At 46.4% G+C, this 21,237-nt stretch carries 15 protein-coding genes and 1 pseudogene; 7 read left to right on the top strand and 9 right to left on the bottom strand.

Annotated elements, in window-relative coordinates; genetic code table 11:
* Nucleotides 1-36: 36 nt before the first annotated feature.
* Nucleotides 37-186, bottom strand: a complete 150-nt coding sequence (locus tag GMA8713_RS27370; protein WP_157515628.1) for a hypothetical protein — start codon at nucleotides 184-186, stop codon at nucleotides 37-39.
* Nucleotides 187-535: 349 nt separating this feature from the next.
* Here GMA8713_RS27370 and GMA8713_RS14425 point away from each other — a divergent pair, with 349 nt between their 5' ends.
* A complete protein-coding gene (locus tag GMA8713_RS14425) occupies nucleotides 536-1,780 on the top strand; it encodes an NAD(P)/FAD-dependent oxidoreductase (protein ID WP_062711203.1) in 1,245 nt (414 codons plus the stop codon).
* A gap of 387 nt (nucleotides 1,781-2,167) precedes the next feature.
* Here GMA8713_RS14425 and GMA8713_RS14420 read toward each other — a convergent pair whose 3' ends face one another.
* The 3 genes from GMA8713_RS14420 to GMA8713_RS14410 form a co-directional block, all read right to left on the bottom strand.
* Complete coding sequence (locus GMA8713_RS14420; protein WP_062711200.1) at nucleotides 2,168-3,211, bottom strand: GMP reductase; 1,044 nt, start codon at nucleotides 3,209-3,211, stop codon at nucleotides 2,168-2,170.
* 345 nt (nucleotides 3,212-3,556) lie between these two features.
* Entirely contained in the window at nucleotides 3,557-5,017 is a 1,461-nt protein-coding gene (locus GMA8713_RS14415) for a chitinase (protein WP_084387748.1), read from the bottom strand.
* Between the two features lie 429 nt (nucleotides 5,018-5,446).
* Complete coding sequence (locus tag GMA8713_RS14410) at nucleotides 5,447-7,204, bottom strand: chitinase (protein ID WP_062711197.1); 1,758 nt, start codon at nucleotides 7,202-7,204, stop codon at nucleotides 5,447-5,449.
* Nucleotides 7,205-7,573: 369 nt separating this feature from the next.
* Between GMA8713_RS14410 and GMA8713_RS14405 the strand changes: the two genes are divergently transcribed.
* Nucleotides 7,574-8,278, top strand: a complete 705-nt coding sequence (locus GMA8713_RS14405; protein WP_062711194.1) for a DNA alkylation repair protein — start codon at nucleotides 7,574-7,576, stop codon at nucleotides 8,276-8,278.
* Here GMA8713_RS14405 and GMA8713_RS14400 read toward each other — a convergent pair whose 3' ends face one another.
* From GMA8713_RS14400 to GMA8713_RS14385, 4 genes are all read right to left on the bottom strand, one after another.
* Nucleotides 8,279-8,512: a hypothetical protein gene (locus GMA8713_RS14400; protein ID WP_062711191.1), complete on the bottom strand. Its 234-nt coding sequence runs from the start codon at nucleotides 8,510-8,512 to the stop codon at nucleotides 8,279-8,281.
* Nucleotides 8,513-8,704: 192 nt separating this feature from the next.
* Nucleotides 8,705-9,838 carry a carboxynorspermidine decarboxylase gene (nspC, locus tag GMA8713_RS14395; RefSeq protein ID WP_062711186.1) on the bottom strand — a complete coding sequence of 378 codons (1,134 nt, stop codon included), beginning with the start codon at nucleotides 9,836-9,838 and terminating at the stop codon, nucleotides 8,705-8,707.
* Nucleotides 9,839-9,903: 65 nt separating this feature from the next.
* Nucleotides 9,904-11,148: a carboxynorspermidine synthase gene (locus GMA8713_RS14390; RefSeq protein WP_062711183.1), complete on the bottom strand. Its 1,245-nt coding sequence runs from the start codon at nucleotides 11,146-11,148 to the stop codon at nucleotides 9,904-9,906.
* A gap of 46 nt (nucleotides 11,149-11,194) precedes the next feature.
* Complete coding sequence (locus GMA8713_RS14385) at nucleotides 11,195-14,095, bottom strand: pyridoxal phosphate-dependent class III aminotransferase (RefSeq protein ID WP_062711180.1); 2,901 nt, start codon at nucleotides 14,093-14,095, stop codon at nucleotides 11,195-11,197.
* 883 nt (nucleotides 14,096-14,978) lie between these two features.
* Between GMA8713_RS14385 and GMA8713_RS14380 the strand changes: the two genes are divergently transcribed.
* From GMA8713_RS14380 to GMA8713_RS14360, 5 genes are all read left to right on the top strand, one after another.
* Nucleotides 14,979-15,182, top strand: coding sequence for a microviridin/marinostatin family tricyclic proteinase inhibitor (locus GMA8713_RS14380; protein WP_062711178.1), 204 nt, complete (start codon nucleotides 14,979-14,981; stop codon nucleotides 15,180-15,182).
* Between the two features lie 143 nt (nucleotides 15,183-15,325).
* A complete protein-coding gene (locus GMA8713_RS14375) occupies nucleotides 15,326-16,348 on the top strand; it encodes an MvdC/MvdD family ATP grasp protein (protein WP_062711174.1) in 1,023 nt (340 codons plus the stop codon).
* 22 nt (nucleotides 16,349-16,370) lie between these two features.
* Nucleotides 16,371-17,357, top strand: coding sequence for an MvdC/MvdD family ATP grasp protein (locus tag GMA8713_RS14370; RefSeq protein ID WP_062711171.1), 987 nt, complete (start codon nucleotides 16,371-16,373; stop codon nucleotides 17,355-17,357).
* Between the two features lie 69 nt (nucleotides 17,358-17,426).
* On the top strand, nucleotides 17,427-18,665 hold the full coding sequence (locus tag GMA8713_RS14365; RefSeq protein WP_062711168.1) for a beta-barrel domain-containing protein: 1,239 nt from the start codon (nucleotides 17,427-17,429) through the stop codon (nucleotides 18,663-18,665).
* A 1-nt stretch (nucleotide 18,666) separates the two neighbouring features.
* Complete coding sequence (locus GMA8713_RS14360; protein WP_084387747.1) at nucleotides 18,667-20,772, top strand: peptidase domain-containing ABC transporter; 2,106 nt, start codon at nucleotides 18,667-18,669, stop codon at nucleotides 20,770-20,772.
* A 156-nt stretch (nucleotides 20,773-20,928) separates the two neighbouring features.
* On the opposite strand, the pseudogene GMA8713_RS14355 reads toward GMA8713_RS14360, so the two are convergent.
* A pseudogene (locus GMA8713_RS14355) lies at nucleotides 20,929-21,237 on the bottom strand (IS66 family transposase); the annotation flags it as partial.

Genomic DNA, 21,237 nt, shown 5'->3' with positions numbered 1-21,237 from the left:
GCAAGGATGCTCCCGTCACCATTGATACTGGTGGCACTATAGTCTTCCCCAAAAGCCTCCATCTGTCATCTGCAAAGCAGAAAGACTCAGTTCCGTGCGCGCACAAAAGATATGTTGTGTTGGATAACTGAATGCACAGTGTTTGCCCGGGTTTCCATTCTTGGTCAGTGCATCGTTTATATCCATATCAGCTCTCCTGATGATGGGAAGACGGGGTTTGAGAAGCGGATGCTTTCACTCTCAAGTGTCACATTGCCAGGTTTGGGAAGATAAAGTATCAAATATGTCTAATAGGTCGTTGGCTGCTTACATTGCTGGTATTGGGCCTGTGCCCTTGGCCCAGATTACGTCTTTGATTATGTCCTCGGTCATTCCTTTTACATGAAGGCCAGTAAACTGGCAGGATAAAGGACAAAGTCTTATCTAACTGACCTCCAGACAAATTTCCCTATTCTACATGCCTAGTATTCCTAACTTTAGTGGTGGGTTTCCCTTGCTATTCTCCTACTCCCAAAACAGTAATGGAGAGCATCCTATGGAAACGCAGACCAACAAAGCTATGGCGACTTATGATGTAGTAATCGTTGGTGCTGGTGCTGGCGGCATCGCCGTGGCCTCCAGTCTTTTGAAACGTGATCGCGAGCTAAATGTCACTATCATTGACCCATCAGAGAACCATTTTTATCAACCTGGTTGGACGCTTGTTGGCGGGGGAGTATTTGATTTCAGCCAAACGGAGCGAGAAACAGCAGCAGTCATTCCCAAATCAGCCAAATGGATAAAACAGGCAGTCAGGGCTTTTACACCAGACAAAAACACGGTCACGCTGGATGACGGCAAGTTAGTGGAATATAAATATCTAGTGGTAAGCCCTGGTTTAACACTGGATTGGGATGCAATTGAAGGGTTAAAAAGTACGCTTGGCAACAATGGTGTTACGTCTAACTACCATGTTGATCTCTCACCCTACACTTGGGAATCAGTGAAGCAGCTCAAAAAGGGAAAAGCGGTTTTCACTCAACCCCCAATGCCGATTAAATGTGCTGGTGCCCCCCAGAAAGCACTTTATCTATCTGCACACTATTGGGAACGTAACCGTCTACTGGATAACATTAATATTCAGTTTCATACTGCATTACCCAGTCTTTTTGGTGTACCTGATTTCGTTCCAGCACTTCAGTCGTACATGAAACGTTATGGTGCTAGCCCGCATTTTAATTCACAGCTTGTCAGTGTTGATGGACAGAGTAAAACGGCCATATTCAGTTCAAACAATGAAAATCAAGAAACCCAAATGCGCGAGGTAAAATTCGATCTTTTACATGTTGTCCCGCCGCAGCGTGCACCACAATTCATTGCTGAAAGTGCCTTGGCCGATAGTAACGGGTGGTTGGATGTCAGCCATACCTCTTTGCGCCACCGTCAGTATGACAACATTTGGGGGATAGGCGATGTCATTGGTGCCCCTAACGCGAAAACAGCTGCTGCTGTTCGAAAGCAGGCACCGATTGTTGCGGAAAACATCATTCGTCGTATCGGAAATCAACCGCAATTAGAGATTTATGATGGTTATGGTGCTTGCCCGCTTACAGTAGAAAAAGGGAAAGTAGTGCTGGCGGAATTTGGGTATGGGGGAAAACTCAAGCCAACATTTCCTTCTTGGATACTCGATGGCAGCATGGCCACAAAGACAGCCTGGAATATGAAAGCACACCTTTTTCCATATGTTTATTGGAATATGATGCTAAAAGGGCACGAGTTGTTAACGAAAATGGAGTAGCTAGTTTTTCCAATGCGTGTTGCGGCGGCGAATAGCGGACAGTGAATTTCCCATTGGTGATCATCATCGAAACAAGCATTGTCGCTTACGCATTAGAGAACCGGTCGAAAGCTATTGAATAAGACTGATGATGCTTGCTTACTGTAACGTCAAATAGGGTAGAAACGTGCTAGACCACTGGTCTAACAGAAGTTTGGATGTTTTTTACGCAAAATAGTCGTTTTAGTAAAGACATCTGTAGGTAATAGACCGTATTTTTAAAACTTGAAAACTGTTCCCAGAAAAGTTAGAAACGCCACTTCCTGGGAAGTGGCGTTTCTCTATTCAGCATTTTTGTAGATACAACCAACGCATAAATTGTTTCAACAATTTTAGTTTCAAAACAACTTACTCTTTACCGAATATGTTGTTTTCTTGCTCTTGAACGCGAATGAACGTTGTGCGCTTAGTCAGTTCTTTCAGCTGCGCTGCACCAACATAAGTGCATGTTGAGCGCACACCACCCAGAATATCTGCAATGGTGTTGTGAACTGAACCACGGAAAGGAAGCATAACGGTTTTACCTTCTGCAGCTCGGTATTTCGCCACGCCACCAGAATGCTTGTCCATTGCTGATTGTGAAGACATGCCGTAGAACTTCATGAAAGACTTGCCGTCTTGCTCAATCACTTCGCCACCGCTTTCTTCGTGGCCAGCCAGCATCCCGCCCAGCATCACGAAATCTGCACCACCACCGAACGCTTTTGCTACGTCACCAGCACATGAACAGCCACCATCACCGACGATACGGCCGCCAAGACCGTGCGCAGCATCCGCACACTCAATGATGGCAGACAGTTGCGGGTAACCCACACCGGTTTTTACGCGGGTAGTGCAGACAGAGCCAGGCCCGATACCTACTTTCACGATATCTGCACCAGCAAGGATGAGCTCTTCAACCATGTCGCCAGTCACTACGTTACCCGCGCTGATCACTTTGTCCGGGAACTCAGCGCGCACTTTCTCAACGTACTCAACCAAGTGCTCAGAATAACCGTTAGCAATGTCAATACAAATGAAGATCAGCTCATCTGACAGCGCCATGATTTCCTGAGTTTTGACGAAATCTGCTTCAGACGTACCGGTAGATACCATTACGTTGTTCAACACTTTAGCGTCAGCTTCCGCTACGAATGCCGCCCAATCTTCTACTGAGTAGTGTTTGTGAACAGCGGTCATACAGCCATGTTCAGCCAGCGCTTTCGCCATCTCGAAGGACCCAACTGAGTCCATGTTTGCTGCGATCACAGGTACACCAGACCATTGACGGCCACTGTGCTTGAAGGTAAACTCGCGGGTTAATTCAACTTGAGAGCGGCTTTTTAGGGTAGAACGTTTCGGGCGAAACAGTACATCTTTGAAACCCAACTTCAAGTCTTGTTCGATACGCATTTGTCTTTCCTTACTTCATTGAGACATCTTGCCCTTTCGGACAGGTTGCTTTCATATGTTTTGAACCGTTGGCAGACAGTTCAAAACTTCACCAGAAAGCAGGCACAAAAAAACCGGAGCGTTGGCAGACGCTCCGGTTTTCAGCATTATAGGCACAGAAATTTTTCAAGCAAGTCTGATATTTGTATTTTTTTTGTGGTACCTTTTGTCAGATTACAACTTCAAAAAAGCGCCTTTTTGAACTTCCGCCTCTCCTCAGTAACTCCATTTATCTATCTGATTAAAAAAGAAAAACCGTGCATTCCTTATCGAAATACACGGCTTAATTTTAAGACTTTTTAGTCCTTACAGTACCTTTTTCCAAGGTCCCCATGCTTCACTCAGAAGTGGATCGTCGCCCTGTGTCCAGTACATGGCTTCGTAAGTGACACCATCCACCACCACACGGTCGCCTGTGTTGTAAACTTTGGTTGGACTCCATGCGTTCGGGTCTACTGGCTCACCGCCACCACCTGGATTACCTGTAGACGGCTTATCTGCATCAGCCACAACGCGCACCGTTGGCCAGTTAGCGTGCGAGCCATAGAAGTTAGTCACACATTTCTCGTAGTCGCCTGGTACAAGTGCAGAGTATGCCGTTTGGAAGCCCACTAACTCACACTCAAAAGAGAAACCGCCCGGACGGTCTGCATAGTATTTCCAGTTACCGTCCCAGTTGGTGTAAAGCACATCAGTTGCGCCTTGCAGGTTCAGGCTCCCGAATGGTGTTTGCTGCCAACAGGTATTTTTCTCGTCTGCTTCAATTGGAATTTCATAGTGCGCTGCCAAGCCTTCCCAGTAACGGATACGGTTAACTGGCTGGCCTTTGTTTTTGTTTTGCTCGCCACACTCGATACCGCCGTTGATGATGTTGATTGTGGTACCAAAGCCGTAGCCAATACCTGCATCAATTTCACGTTGCGAAGGTTTCCAGGTACGGTCGATAACGTGCAGCATCGCTGGTTTCGGTGCCTGCGGCGTGAGGAAGAACCAAATCGCAGAAGCCAGGTTTAACCAAGAGTCTGCCACCAGTGCTGGGTCATTCAGCAGGCGTGTGGCATCTCCGTCAAACATCACTTCAGAGAACATGCCGTAGTTAAAGTGATAGGAAAGCTGTTTTGCACCGCGACCAAAGTATCCCTGACCCGTTGCACAAGGCCAACGACGATTTTGCCAGTCATCCTGACCACAACCTGTGGTGTAACCTTCCTGCCCTTCTGCCCAGCCCATTTCACGAACATGCACGAGAGCCTGCTGCCATTCTTCAAGCGCCAGCGGGTTGTCAGAGACGTTGTCTTTGGCAATGTGGCCGCCAGTTTCCTGCGAGAAATGTGCAAATGCAGTGATGATAGATTTCTTACAGATGGCATCTGCATCACGGCCGTCGGTGTAGTCACCACAGAAAGCCGGGAATTTACCGATCGCTTTCAGGAAACGGGTGTAAGTGTACTCAGGCGCAGCCATCTGGGTCAGGAAATTCCAATCTGACTCAGGGAATACTCGCTCTACGCGCTTCACGTTTTCTGGGTTGGTTGCTGCTCCCGGCAAAATCGCATCAACCACAGCATTTGGCTGGGTGCGCAGTGCCTGAGACCAGGTGTCATACATTGGGTCCAGCGTTAACGCATCTTCCGCTGCCTTGATTTCAGACTGGGAAACAACAAACCCGTTCACGTTATTGGGGTCTTGTACAGGGTCCATGGTCACTGCGCTGTGAGCAAAGAAGCTCGCGCCGAACATAGCGGTAAATAAAGCCGTTCGTTTCATCTTAAATTCCTTATCAAAACTTTTTCTGCAACCGTCTTGAAGACGTTTCTGCTTCACGCTTTTTTGCTCTTTGTGCGTTACCGTTCGTCGCTGATTTTTCAGCGATTCGCTGCAACCCAAGGCGATTTAGAAATCTTTTATTGATAGCGCTGACAGTACGACTATATGCATGCATGAATACACAAGACGACAACTATTGAGGGCAGGAATGTCAGAATGAATGGTGCGCCGATGAAAAATGAGACGGATACATTTGTTGTGCGTTGATTCTTTGACCGTGAACCTTGCTTCAACAAGGAAGCTCAACACAATGCACTGAATTTTTGGCAGTTAACATTTAATTTATTCTGCGATGCAGGTCATTTAAAACAGGATAATTCTTATCGACAAGCCGCGTCCAGCTGGACGCGGCTTGGTTACAGAATACGTTTAAATCTTTTTCCAAGGTCCCCATTGCGCACCGGAAGCTGGGTCATCACCCTGTGTCCAGTAACGCGCTTGGTAGGTGACGCCGTTAACCAGCACCTGATCCCCACCAAAGTATACCGTGCTCGCACTCCAAGTGGTTTCACCCTGATCTGGCGTGGTGCCCGTATCAGGATTTGAACTGCCGGTATCGCCGCCAGTGCCTGCATCACCGCCCGTTCCGGTGTCACCACCTGTCTCTGTGCCAGAGCCATTGCCTGCATCTGGGTTTGTACCCGTGTCTGGGTTAGTTGGTGTACCACCGCCAGTGGTATCGCCTGCCACTACCTTCCATGCGCCCCACTGACCAGCTGTTTCTGGGTTCACACCCTGATTCCAGTATTTGGCTTCGTATGTCACACCGTTAATCGTGACGCGGTCACCAGTTAGGTAAACGGCTTTTTCATCCCAGGTGTTATCCGACGGAGTGCCGCCATCACCCGGATTGGTATCAATGGTTTCAACGACACGAACCACAGGCCAACCCGCATGGGATTCATAGAAGTTGCTGACACATTTCTCGTAGTCGCCTTCCACAAGCGCTGAGTATGCGGTTTGGTAACCCACCAGCTCACACTCGAACGAATAACCGCCCGGGCGATTAGCATAGTATTTCCAGTTACCATCCCAGTTGGTGTAAAGCACATCGGTTGCGCCTTGCAGGTTCAGGCTTCCGTAAGGCAGTTGTTGCCAACAGGTGTTGGTTTCATCTGTTTCAATTGGAATATTGAAATGTTTCGCTAGCCCTTCCCAGTAACGGATACGGTTAACTGGCTGGCCTTTGTTTTTGTTCTGTTCACCACATTCAATACCACCGTTGATGATGTTAATCGTGGTACCAAAGCCATAGCCAATACCTGCATCCAACTCTCTCTGTGAAGGTACCCAGGTTCGGTCAATCACATGCAGCATCGCTGGTTTCGGCGCTTGAGGCGTAAGGAAGAACCAAATTGCCGAAGCCAGATTTAACCAGGAATCTGCCACTAGTCCCGGCTCGTTGAGCAGCTTGGTCGCGTCGCCACCGTACATGACTTCAGAAAATGCACCGTAGTTAAAGTGATAGGAAAGCTGCTTCGCACCACGGCCGAAATAGCCTTGCCCTGTCGCACATGGCCAACGCTTATTTTGCCAGTCATTCTGTCCGCAGCCCGTTGTATAGCCTGCCTGCCCTTCTGACCAACCCATTTCACGGACATGCACCAGCGCCTGCTGCCACTCTTCGAGACCAAGTGGGTTGTCCCAATAATTGTCTTTGGCAATGTGGCCGCCGGTTTCCTGAGCAAAGTGTGCAAACGCGGTCACGATGGATTTTTTACAAATCGCATCAGAATCACGGCCATCTGTGTACTCACCACAGAAGGCTGGGAATTTACCAATCGCACGAAGGAATCGGGTATAGGTGTATTCAGGTGCTGCCATTTGGGTCAGGAAATCCCAATCAGATTCTGGGAAAACACGCTCGACACGTTTGACGTTTTCGGGGTTGCTGGCTGCGCCCGGCAAAATCGCTTCCACCACATCATTGGTGCGTGTGCGTAATGCCTGTGCCCAAGTGGTGTACATCTTATCTTGGGTTTGTGCTGCCTCAGCAGCTTGCACTTCTACCCGGGTGACGACATAACCCTCAGGGTTTTGCGGATCAGGCTGCGGGTTCATTGCCATCGCACTTGGCACAGCAAAGCTAGCCGCGATCATCGCGCTCAGAAAAGCGGTCTGTTTCATCTTCTAAAGTCCTTATCAAAATAAATGGTTGGCAAGCCCTTTCGCTTTTACTTCTTTGGTATTTAGCGATTTTCTCGCTCAGCAAATATTTTGCGGAAAGCGAATTTGACTGCCACATCAACTATATGCATCAATAAGCAAAGGGCTCGACAGGTATTCAGCAAAGAAATGTAAGACTGGATGCGACCTGACTAAATTCTGATAAAGCATGATTTGTTGTAAGGTTAATTTTTGAAGTAAAGCAAGTTCAGGGGAGTTTGAGCGCCTTCCAACAATTTGAAGCCAAGTCATTTTTTAAAAATGAAATTTCCATTTCTATCAGTAGGCTAGCTATTTCATGCTTATAATTCCCTCACTGGAGGGAAGGGTATGACTGACGCACAACGCATCATTGCTGAAGCAAGGCAATTAGGCGACACCAAAATCGCTGAACATTCGGGAAGATTCTTTAAATCCGGCCCAGGAGAATACGGTGAAGGTGACAAGTTCATCGGTATTCGGGTGCCTGTTGTCAGAGGCCTAGCCACACGTCATAAGACAGTTTCTCTCAAAACAATTTCAGCGCTGCTGGCAAGTGAATGGCATGAAATCAAGCTACTGGCTCTGGTGATTCTGTCAGAACAATTCAAAAAAGCAGATCCTGAATTCCAAAAAGTCATTTTTGATTTCTACCTTTCCCGCACTCACCTTATTAATAACTGGGATCTGGTAGACAGCTCCGCACACCATATTGTCGGGGGCTATCTGGTTGATAAAAAGCGCGACATTCTCTATTCACTGGCAGAGTCAAACAGCCTTTGGGAAAGGCGCATCGCCATGATGGCGACCTTCCCTTTTATTCGGCTGAATCAGTTTGACGACACCATCAAGCTGGCGGAAACGCTGCTGCACGATAAAGAGGATTTAATACACAAAATGTGCGGATGGATGTTGCGGGAATTAGGGAAAAGAGACTTGCCTTTGCTTCGCACGTTTTTGGATAAGCATGGTTCTGTTATGCCTAGAACCATGCTGCGCTATGCCATTGAAAAAATGACCTCCGAGGAAAGGCAACACTACATGGCAATGAAGTAACTAAAGTGCACGGATCTTTTTGTCCAACTCGTACCCTTGATCAGTCACCAGCTTTTCAAGTACTTCAATGCGGTTTTTAAGCGCATCAATTTCAGCGACTAACTCCCCTGACCCCTCTGCGACTTTGTTCGCTTCGAATTCACGCACCTGTGCCCGGTAGGCAAAGTAGCTTTTCAGTGTCCGTGTTCCAACAACCAGTGCAACAATGATGATGACAGATAGCAGTACGTCCATTTTTGCACCTCCTGAGCCAACACGCCAATAACTCAGCGTGTTTCGATAAATCCACGTGATGGTCGGATCATTAGTTAGTTTCGGTGCAATTTCCAAGCAATAAAAGCTGACACTCTGACACGATTCATAAAATCAGAAGAAACGAGTATTAAAAAAGGGAGCCGAAGCTCCCTGACATGTGTGATTGAAAAATCACTTCACCGACCATTGCGACAGCGTGCGTTTGAAATCCTGATAGTCAAACTCGTTTAAGAGCTGGACTTCGCCGCTGCTGCGCTGGCAATAAACTGATGGCATACGGAGGCCGTTAAACCAGTTCAGTTTCACCATGGTGTAGCCTGCGCTGTCTAGGATGTGCAGACGTTGACCGACTTTCAGCGGTTCATCAAAACTCGCCACGCAGAACTGATCACCCGCCAAGCAAGAACAGCTGCCAATCACGTATGTGTGTTCGCCATTCTCGCTTGCTTCACCTATGGAAGCAGGTTCGTTGTAGATCAGCGTGTCCAGTCGGTGCGCTTCGGTCGCGCTATCAACAATCGCGGTTTTCATCTCGTTTTCGACAATATCCACCACGGTAACAACCAGGTCAGTCGTTTTGGTAATAATGGCTTCACCCGGCTCCAGATAAAGCTGCACACCATGTCGCTCACCGAACGCTTTCAGTGCAGCTGCCAGTTTTTCGATGTCGTAACCCGGCCAGGTAAAGAAGACACCACCGCCGAGGCTTACCCACTCAAGCTTATCGAGGTAGCTGCCGAACTTCTCTGAAATGGCATCAAGCAGGCCGACAAACGCATCCACATCCTTGTTTTCACAGTTCATATGGAACATCACACCATTGAGCGATGCGAAGATTTCAGGATCGATCTGATCGAAGTGGACACCTAGGCGAGAGAACTTACGGGCTGGGTTCGCGAGATCCTGACCTGCGTAGCTGACACCCGGGTTCAAGCGAAGGCCAATTGAGGCTTTGCCTTCCACCAAATGGCGGTACGCCGTGAGTTGGGATTGGCTGTTGAAGATCATTTTGTCGCAGATATCCGCCACTTCACGCACGTCATCTTCGCTGTAACCAACGCTATAAGCGTGGGTTTCGCCACCAAAAGTTTCGTAGCCCAATTTCACTTCAAAAGGACCACTGCTGGTGGTGCCATCAAGGTAAGGCTTGATGATGTCGAAAACACCCCAGGTAGAGAAGCATTTCAGTGCCAGCACCAGCTTAACGCCAGAGAGCTCTTTCAGGCGTTTCGCTTTTTCGAGGTTTTCAATCAGCTTATATTCTTCAATCAGAAAATAAGGGGTTTTCAATTCTGTCGGATTCATGGTCTTTCTCTATAGAAAAGCCTGCACAACAGATTCTGTTGTGCAGGCATTCGCTAACGCTGGGCTTATTTCAGGATGTTGATAACCGGCTCGCTTGGTGACAGTTCTTCAACGCCCCAATCCAGACCAATTGATGGCATCAGCTCCAGGAACGGATCTGGGTCCAGCTGTTCCATGTTGAATACGCCTTTACCGTTCCACTCACCTTTGAAGTAAAGCAGGGCTGCAGTAATCGCAGGAACACCCGTGGTGTAAGCAATCGCCTGATGCTCTACATCTTTGTAAGCCACTTCGTGGTCAGCATTGTTGTAGACGAACACACTGCGCTGCTTGCCATCTTTTTTACCCTGAACCCAGGTACCGATACAGGTTTTACCTGTGTAACCCGGTGCCAGAGATGTTGGGTCTGGCAGTAGCGCTTTCAGCACTTTCAATGGCTCAACCACTGTGCCATCACCCAGAGTGATTGGGTCTGGGCTCAGAAGACCAATATCGCGCATGCAGTTAAAGTAGTTCAGGTAACGGTCGCCAAAGCCCATCCAGAATTCGATGCGCTTAGCTGGGATGAACTCTTGCAGTGAACGCACTTCATCATGCGCCATAGAGTAAACCTTGTGGCTGCCGACCAGCGGGAAATCAAACTCCATCATACGGGTATGACAACCCACTTGTTTCCACTCGCCGTCTTCCCAGTAGAACGAATCACCCTGGATTTCCAGCATGTTGGTTTCTGGGTCGAAGTTGGTCGCGAATTTCTTACCGTGGTCACCGGCATTCACGTCCATCACATCGATGGTGTCGATTTCATCGAACAGGTGCTTGTTAGCGTATGCAGCAAAAACACTCACTACGCCCGGATCAAAGCCTGCCCCCAGAATACCTGTGATACCCGCTTGTTCGAATTTCTCGCGATAGCCCCACTGCCAATCGTAAGCTTGTGGCACCTGCTGGCCTTCAGAGCACAGGTCAACAGCGACAGACGTGTCGAGGTAAGACGTTTTAGTCTGGTAGCACGCTTCCATGATGGTCATATTGACCCACGGAGGACCGGCGTTAATCACCAGATCAGGTTTTACATCGTTGATTAGCGCAACCAACGCTTCCACATCATCGGCGTCAACCGCACGGGCTTCCAACTTGTAGCTGGTATCTTTCTGGTTGTTGCGGCCTTTGATTGACTCAATGATCGCTTCACACTTCCCTACTGTGCGGGATGCAATGGTGTAGTCGCCGAACACATCGTTGTTCTGCGCAGCTTTATGCGCAACAACCCAACCAACACCACCTGCACCAATTTGTAGAACTGCCATGTTAAATTCCTTTCAAAAACTGCTGGGCAAATCCCCCAGCAAAAAATTAGAGAGATTGCTTGGCGATTTCGCCGCCCAGCGTTTCAAGTTCGTTGAGTAGTTGCTCAAAGTCGTTCAAAGACAGACAAGGGTTGAGCAGCGTGAATTTCAAGGCAACGTTGCTATCCACCACGGTTTCACCCACAACTGCGCGTCCTTGTACCAAAGCATCCAAACGGATTTGCTTGTTGAGCGAGTCCAAATCCATCCCTTTGTTTGATCCGGTGAAACGGAACAAAACAGTAGACAGACAAGGCACAGCCAACAGCTCAAAGTCTGGACGTTGATTCACCAAATCTGCCACCTGTTGTGTCTGGTTGAGCAGGTGATCGACCATGGAGCCCAGTGCCTGCGGACCGACGTTTTGCAGCGTCATCCATACTTTCAGCGCATCGAAACGGCGGGTTGTCGCGATAGACTTATCCACCAGATTCGGCAGCACGTCTTCTTCGCGGTTCAGGTAATCTGCATGGTGACGGATATAGCCAAAGTGCGCTTTGTCTTTCAGCAGTACAGCACCACAGCTGATTGGTTGGAAGAACATTTTATGGAAGTCGACAGTCACGGAATCCGCTCGTTCGATACCTTCAAGACGCGCATGGTGGCGGCTCAGAATAAGTGCGCCACCGTATGCTGCGTCCACATGCATCCAAAGACCGTGCTTTTCAGCCAGATCAGCCACATCGTCCAGATCATCAATAGAGCCGTTATCCGTGGTGCCGGCAGTGCCAGTGATCACAAACGGGATCAGGCCTTCAGCTTTCAGTGACTCCACGGCTTCTTCAGCAGATTCGATACTGATGGTGCCATCGGTATAGGTGTCGACACAGACCACAGCATTTTCACCCAGACCCAACAATGACGCTGACTTCTGCATGGTGAAGTGGGAGTTCTTTGAGCAGATCACACGAAGTTTGTCAGCATATTCCGGCAAGCCATCTTTCTGCACATCATGACCGCTGGTTTGCTTGATGATGTGGTCACGCGCCATCAGCAGACCCATCAGGTTGCTTTGCGTTCCACCACTGGTGAAGACACCGTCTGATTGCTCGTCAAAACCAAAACGCTTGCACAGCCAGTCAGTGACTTCTTGCTCTACAAACGTCGCCGCACTTGCCTGATCCCAGGAATCCATTGACTGATTCAGCGCAGTGATAAAGGCTTCGGCTGCAACGGCTGGCAACATTGGCGGGGTATGCAGGTGCGCGATGCAATGAGGATGCTGAACGATGATAGAGTTTTTGCCGATCAGATCTGTCGTTTCTTCGATCACGTCACTCAGTGATTGCGGATTTTCACCCAGTTGTGCGCGGCGGATTTGCGATTGCAGCACCATTGGGTCGAGACCACTGTATGGCGAATCTGTGGATTCGAACAGTTTCTTCAGCGCCAGCGTGCTTTGGTTCATGGCGGATTCAAAACCGTCAGCACCTTGCTTGCCAACATGGATAAAGTGCTCGCGCCAGCTTTGCTGGATGCTGTCCATTGGCAGTGAAACAGGTTTTGGTTCAACCAGAGAATCAATCGCCTCTTCCAGCGCTTTCAGTGCGAAGTCGATTTGCTCGAAAGTGATGATGATTGGCGGTAGGAAGCGCAATACTGAGCCGTCGCGTCCGCCTTTTTCAATGATTAACCCGCGCTCAAGTGCTGCACGTTGAATCGCAACGGTAAGCTCTGACGCTGACTGAGGTTCACCAAATTTATTCTTGCTGCCTTCTGGGTCACAAATTTCAACACCCAGCATCAAGCCTTTGCCACGTACTTCCGCGATACAAGTCGTTTTCTCAGCAATCTTTTCCAGGCCACGGCGCAAGTATTCACCCGTCACTGCCGCTTGGTTTGCAAGGTTGTCACGACGGATAATTTCCATCGCTTTCGCACCGGATACCATGGCCAGCTGGTTGCCGCGGAAGGTACCGGTATGCTCACCCGGGCGCCAGGTGTCGATTTCTTTATTGAACACCAGCAGCGACATAGGCAAACCGCCACCGACAGCTTTTGAAAGACAAAGAATGTCTGGTGTGATACCTGAATCTTCAAACGCAAAGTGGGAGCCGGTTTTACCGATACCACATTGGATTTCATCGAAAATCAGCAGAATGCCGTGCTCTTGGGTAATACGGCGCAGTTCTTTCAACCAGAACGCTGGTGCTGGGATCACCCCGCCTTCGCCTTGCACTGGCTCAACAATAATGGCAGCAGGTTTCTGCACACCACTTTCATCATCAGCCAGCATACGTTCAATGTAACGCAAGCCCTGACGCGCACCTTGCTCACCATGCAAGCCATAAGGACAGCGCAGATCGTATGGGAAAGGCAGGAAGTGAACATCAGCCATCAAGCCTTGGCGACGCGCTTTGGTGCCGAGGTTACCCATCAGCGCCATGGTGCCGTTGGTCATACCATGATAAGCACCATGGAAAGCGGCAATCGTATTGCGGCCAGTGGTTTGTTTAGCGAGTTTGATTGCCGCTTCAACGGCATCAGCACCGGAAGGGCCACAGAATTGAACTTTAGCGTTTTCTGCAAAGTCCTGTGGAAGGAAAGCCATCAGTTCACGAATGAATGCATCTTTCGCTGGTGTTGTAATGTCCAGCGTTTGATAGGGAATACCCGCGTGAAGCTGTTCAATCAAAGCTTGATTGATTTCAGGATGGTTGTAGCCAAGCACTAATGTGCCAGCACCCGCCAGACAATCCAGGTAAATCTGACCACGGCTGTCTTCCACCAACACACCATTTGCCTTAGCAATAGCGACCGGTAGACGGCGAGGATAAGAACGAACCTCAGATTCGTAGTGTTCCTGACTCAGTAGCAACTCATCTGGAGTCAGGTCGTGAAGGCCTTGCAAAACAGGAACTGGGCTTGCCGCCAACTTGTCCTGAGTTTCAGTGGGAAAGTTAATCATTATTCTTGATCTTCCATGTTCACCACTACGTCGCTGCCGACATTGCGTGTAGCAACCCTTAACACCAAATCGGCGTTATTGAGAAATCAGCAGGTAAGTCGTGGAGCACACCCCCGAGTCATCGGGAAATACCCGTCGAATCACTTCATGTGATATCAGCGGAAGCCTAAGTGTGTTCGAGTGCGCTAAAACAAGTACGGCAAAGCATCACGATCATGTCGTGGGGGAACAGCTTTAAATCGTTTGAAAAGCGTCTCTTTTGATCGGGTGGATCAAGGCTCAGTAATAATACTGCAGTTTGGTAAAACGAAGCTGAAGTGGAGGTAATACATAATCACTGTTGGGTTCCTCAATATGCCCCGACTTCGTTGAAGTCAGACAGCTCTATTAATGCCCTTCTACTAGGAAACCATTTCCTAGTACCTACGGTGCAGCGACAACTTCTTCAACATTGCGCCACGTGTGTCCCGAAAGCTCTATGTTCGAGATTGTCGCGAAAGGTAACATAGCTACTTTTTTGAACTCAAGCGTTTTTTTCAAATAAGTGAAAAATAGGTAACCCATTTACATTTGTTACATTTGGAATGTCGAGTACTTTCTCTTGAAAGTGAAAGCGGCGTTCCACGGAGGTCATCGATGAACAAAAAAATAAGAAAATAATAGGAAAAAAATAAATTGCTATTTTCATAAAAGTTATGAAAGTAAATTTTCATCACTCTCGAGTGTAATATTTTTAAGATTATAAATATTGGGTATTCATTAAATATTTTTTCTATGTTAAACCTAAAAATGAACAGCAGAAATGCAAAATCGTCGACGGGTTAATGTTCAAAAAATAACCAAATAATTGGTTATAAAATTTAATTCTATAGGAAGAAAACAAATGGATAAAAATACCCCTTTTTTTAGTAACTTTATTGAAGCAGACACTATTACTAAAGAAGAAGCGAACCAGATTTCTGGCGGATGGAATTTTCCTAACGAAATTGCAACACGTAAAGCTCCGTCTGATGACGATGAAGGTTTTTCTTCATCCGCAATTGTATTTCCAACGGACGAGTTGCCTGCGTTGCCTGAGCTGAGCTGAGCTGAGCTGAGCTGAGCTGAGCTGAGCTGAGCTAATATAAAAATCAGACTTAATTAATATAGACTGATATTCATGTCTATATATCAAGATTTTGTCTCTAAGTTCTCACCCCCAATTGTTGGGGGTGATATTGAAAGAATAATATGCATAACTCCAAAAAAAGTATCCTGTGCATCACGCACTCACAGGACACCTTTCCGGTTGAATGGGTAATAGAACATCTGAATTCAGCGGGTATAGAAGGAATCCGTTTAAACAGCGATCAGTTTCCCCTACATGTTCAAATCGGTGGAAGCATAAGACAATCTAATTTTAATTCAGAGAATGTATTCGTTCAGAGTGATGTCGATAGAATTATATCGACAAAAGACTGGTTGATTGATGAGTCTAATATTGGTGCTATATGGCATAGAAAAAATTTAGTGAGTGATTTGTCCTCGGCACTAGAGGGGGAAATATTAGCACAGGCCACTCGTGAATCAGAGAGCATTAAGTGCGCATTGTTGTACAGCTTAGGTGACGTGTTTTGGCTTGATCATCCCAATATACAAATGGCCAGTGAAAATAAGTGGCTTCAGCTTAAACTGGCTAAAAAAGCTGGTCTTGACATCCCGGCGACATTATTTACTAACATTCCCAATCAAGTGAAGGAATTCTACAAACAGTGCGACGGTGATATTGTAGCAAAAATGCATACGGCTCTCACTGTATCTATGGGAAAGCCACCCGCCTTTGTCTATACCTCGAAGGTGACAGAGGAGCACCTCAAAGATCTTTCCTCATTGCGTTTTTCACCAATGATTTTCCAAAAAAGAGTGAAAAAGAAAACGGAGTTGCGAATTGCATATATAGATGGACATTTATTCCCTGCTCAAGTGAATCTTAGTAGCGAAGATGACAAGGAGTTACTCGACTGGCGTAAAGCTCCCCCAACCACCTCAAACTGGAAACATGTTGATATTCCCGAAGACCTGATACGAAAACTTCGCATCTTCATGGCTTCTATGAATTTAAAGTTTGGTGCTATCGATATCATATTGGATATAGAGAACAAATATCATTTTCTGGAAGTAAACCCGGCAGGAGAATGGGGAATGTTGGAGGCAGAGCTGGGCTTGCCTATTTCGGAACACATCGCCCAAACACTCATTAAATATAGCAATTAGTAAAAGACAGGCTGAAAGAAGCATGACTAAAAACAAAGTACTTATTATTACCCACTCAAAAGATAACCCGAGTATTGATACAGTTTCTGAGCACTTACGCACTTTGGGCGCCATTCCAATCCGATTTAATACTGATCTTTTTCCAACAGAAGTTCAAATTGCAAGTCACCAGCTTAACGGTGGTAATATAAGCGTGTTAACCACGGAAACGGGTGAAGTAGTACAAAGCAGTGAAATAATGGCAGTTTGGTATCGTCGTTTCTACCCTGCCAAAGGACTACCTGCGGATATGGACATTCAGTTGAAACAGCCATCAATAGAGGAGAGTAAGCGAACTATCCTTGGCTTTTTAGATAGCTTGCAGTGTTTCAAACTCGACGATTATTGGGATGTAAAGCATGCATCAAATAAAGAATATCAACTAATGTTAGCTCGCAAAGTGGGTTTGGATTTACCGAACACGTTAACCAGTAACTCACCAGATGCGGTTCGCCAATTTTTTACTGATAATAAGGGGAGAATTATCACCAAAATGCAGACTGCCTTTTCAATATGGCATGAAGATATTGAACAGGTAGTATTTACCAATAAGGTCACAGAGGAACACCTTGATAAATTAGAAGAATTAAACCTCTGTCCAATGGTATTTCAGGAGCATATAGAAAAAGAAGTTGAGCTTAGAGCAACAGTCGTTGGCAACCAAGTATTCTGTGCCTCCATTGACCCTGAAATTATGAAAGGCATGGAAACTGATTGGCGTAAAAGAGGTATGTACACTCTCGATAAATGGCAGCCTTATGAATTACCAAAAGAAGAAGCTGAAAAATTGGTCAAGCTTGCCAAAAAGTTGAATCTCAATTACGGCGCGGCAGACATCATATTAACGCCTGATGGAGCTTACAAATTTCTTGAGATAAATCCGTGCGGTGAGTTTTACTGGATGGACGTATACCAAGAGCTTGGGATCTGTGAGGCTATTGCAAACAACCTAGTATCAGCTGGGCGCTAACCAAAAGTTTATTGTGCTTATGCCCGAGTTCAGTCCGAGGTCGGGCTTGTATACCATTGGAGATCACTATTGAGCCAGCTGTATCGTCAATCTGTTATTGACGCACAAAAACAACGACTCCATGGCGATGTGTTGCTTGCACAACCCTTGTCCATTTCTCTTATCGTAGCCATTTTGTTTATTTCACTCAGCTTACTTGTGTTGTTTCTTAATTACGCAGAGTACAGTCGTAAAGAGACTGTTCAAGGTTACATTTTACCAGATAGAGGCATTATTAAATCTTTTTCGCAACGTAAAGGCATCGTTGAAACTGTTCACATCATGGAGGGACAAGAGGTCGAGAAGGGCCAGCCTCTGGTCACTATTATATCGAGAAGCAAACTAGAGAATGGACTCGATCTCAATCAAACGATTGTTAAAGAATTTGAAAAGCAATATCAGTACATCAACAAAGAAATTGAGTATCAAAACACCATGCATGTCCAGCAAATGGAAAAACAAAATATACTCGTTTCCGATATCGAGCGCCAACTTTCTGCTATTGAAAGTCAGCAGTCACTGATAAATGAAAAATACCAACTTCAGCTCGAACGAGAGGCGCAGCATCTGAAGCTACACAGAGAAGGGCATCTTTCCGCTCTGGACCTTCAATCTCAAAAAGAAGCTTTAATTGAAATCAAAGCCCAGAAAGAGAGAGTGATAGCTAATGAGCTGGATTTGCGAAAGGCTCGAAATACATTGCAGTCTGATTTGACTATTCTTCCCAAGCAACATCAGTTGAACGTTTTGGAATTAGAGCAGCAGAAGTCTTCGATTCGGCAGCAGCTCAGCCAAGCACAGGGGAATGCTATCCATGTATTGACCGCTAATGAAAAAGGAAAGGCAACAGGGATAAACGTCGTAACTGGAGAAACGGTTCAAGATAATGATTTGTTGTTGAGTCTAATTCCTGAAAACGCAAAGCTGATCGCTGAACTTTTTTTGCCAACTCGGTCAGCAGGATTTGTTAAGAAAGAGGATTTGGTCAAGCTCAGGTTGGAAGCTTTCCCATACCAAAGGTTTGGTTATTTAAGCGGGAAAGTTTCACATATTGATACTGTACTTCTACAGCAAGGAGAATCTCCCCTACCAATTAATGAGCCGGTTTATCGTATACGCGTATCTCTTGACAAGGAGCATATCGACTTTAAAGGTTCAACTATTCCGCTTAAAAACGGCATGCTGCTGGAGGCAGACATATTATTGGAAAGCCGAAGCATTATGGGTTGGATCCTTGAACCCGTCTATGGACTATTAGGAAAGATTTGATATGAACTCAATCGTAAAAGAGCCTCATATTACAGAACTTCTGGAGTATTCTGGCAATAAAAAAGTGGCCATGATTTCACAGACAGAAGCAGCAGAATGCGGAGTTGCTTGTCTCGCAATGGTTTCGACCTATTATGGACACAAACTTGATATGCCTGCAGCACGAAGGTTCCATACTCCTGGTCTAAAAGGTATTAATGTTCAGCAATTAATCCAAACGGCAGACAAGATGCAATTGGCTGCTCGCGCACTCAAATGCCCATTAGAGCATGTCGGGAAGTTAACTTTACCCTGTATATTGCACTGGGACCTTAATCACTTTGTTGTCCTTACTGGAGTCAAGAAAAACAAACTCACCATCAATGATCCAGCGTCTGGTACACGTATATTATCTCTCGAAGAGTTCAGCAAACACTTTACAGGGATAGCCATTGAGTTGATCCCAACAAAACAGTTTGAGAAAAAAGATTCGCGCCAAAAAATGGGGATTAGCCAGCTATGGACTCGAATCTCGGGTATCGGGAAAGTGTTAACCACACTCGTGATGCTCACCATTCTATTGCAGATTTTTATGCTGCTGAGCCCTTATTACATTCAATTGGTCGTCGATGAAGTATTGACGAGTTTCGACAATTCTCTATTGGTGGTGTTGGCAGTTGGCTTTAGCCTTCTATTGTTTTTTAACATTATTACCAAAGCGATAAGAAGCTGGTTGATCTTGCGGTTATCGAGTCAGTTGAATCTACAAATGGGTGCTAACCTATTACGTCATTTGTTGCGTTTACCTATGAGTTATTTTGAGACACGTCACATCGGCGATTTAGTATCACGCTTTGGCTCACTCGGTCAGGTAAGAGAGCGCATGACAACTGGGCTGGTTGAAACCATTGTGGATGGCTTCATGTCATTGGCTATCTTAGGTGTGATGTTCGCATATAGCCAGTTCTTAACCGCTGTCGTCTTGTGCATCATTTCTATCTATCTCGCGATTCGACTGGCTCTGTATAATACGTTGCGACAAGCAACGGAAGTGTCAATTGAAGCTAAAGCCAAAGAGCAAAGCCAATTTTTAGAAACCGCTCGTGGAATTCAGACTATTCGTCTGTTTAATGCAGAATCCCTGCGCCAGAGTAACTGGCAAAATCACTATAGCGCCGTCATTAATGCCGACATAAAGTTAGGAAAGCTCAACATTGGTTTTGAGTCAGCAAACCAATTTCTTTTCGGATTGGAGAATATTTTTATCATTTTTCTTGCTGCTACTGCCGTCATGAATGGAGAACTGACGATAGGGATGCTATTCGCTTTTCTTGCCTATAAAGATCAACTGACTACCCGAATGTCAGTGTTAATTGAACAAATTGTGCAGTTTAAAATGTTGCGATTGCACTTGGATCGTATAGCTGATATCGCCCTGCATGAGCAAGAACCTCATCGCGAAAAAGGTCGCAATCTCATACAAATGCGCGGTAGCATCAAGTTAGTGGACTTGTCTTTTAAATACTCGCCAGATGAAGAGTATATATTTAAAAACGTAAATTTAGAGGTGAATGCGGGTGAGTCGGTAGCGCTCATTGGACCTTCTGGTTGCGGGAAATCGACGTTACTGAAAATCATGCTGGGCTTGTTGCAACCGACATCTGGTAGAGTGTTAGTTGATGGGGAAGATATCAGAGACTTGGGGTTGTCTAACTATCGAAATTACATCGGCTCTGTGATGCAAGACGACACTCTACTCACCGGAACCATCGAAGAGAACATATCATTCTTTGACCCAGAGCCTGATCAACAACTGCTATCTCATTGCGCTCATTTGGCGGGGATTCACGAAGATATTCTCAACTTACCGATGAACTATCGAAGTTTAGTGTCTGACATGGGTTCTAATTTCTCAGGTGGACAAACTCAGCGGTTATTGCTTGCTCGTGCTTTATACCGACGTCCCGCAATACTCTTTTTGGATGAAGCGACCAGTCATCTAGATGTCGAGAACGAAAGTAGGATAAATGAAAATATCAAAAACCTACCATTCACCCGTTTAATGATTGCTCATCGACCTGAAACGATAGAGAGCGCAGATCACGTGGTGAACTTAGCGGATCTATAAACCAAGACTTCTCATTACTCAGGAACGGGCTTTTTGTTGACCGGTCCGTTCGATAATGTGCCCCTTCCCGTTTCGGCAAATCCACCCTGAGTTATTCTATGCCTGTGCATATCCCAAATCAGCGTATGCGCCCCATGAACCCACAGGGCGATCTTGCTAATGTTTGAGGTTCCATGGCAGGAGCGCATCGATATCAGGCTCTGCTTTCGCAAGCTCTTTCATGCACTTGACCATGTAATCTTAGAGGATGAGTCCGTTGGCCTTTGCTGTCTCGACGATGCTATAAAGCATCGCGCTCGCGTCATCAGCCCCAGCAGGGTTGGTCGAGAAGAGCCAGCTTTTTCGGCCAATGACCAGCGATTTAATTGCGCGTTCAGCGCGATTATTGTCTATCGATAAATGACCATCGTCGATATAGCGGATGAGCTTCGGCCATTGACCTAGCGTGTATTTTATCGCTTTACC

It is taken from the genome of Grimontia marina, assembly GCF_900060185.1.
Classification (GTDB): domain Bacteria; phylum Pseudomonadota; class Gammaproteobacteria; order Enterobacterales; family Vibrionaceae; genus Enterovibrio; species Enterovibrio marinus.
The sequence above is the reverse complement of the archived record's forward strand: the minus strand, read 5'-3'. Positions and strand labels throughout refer to the sequence as shown.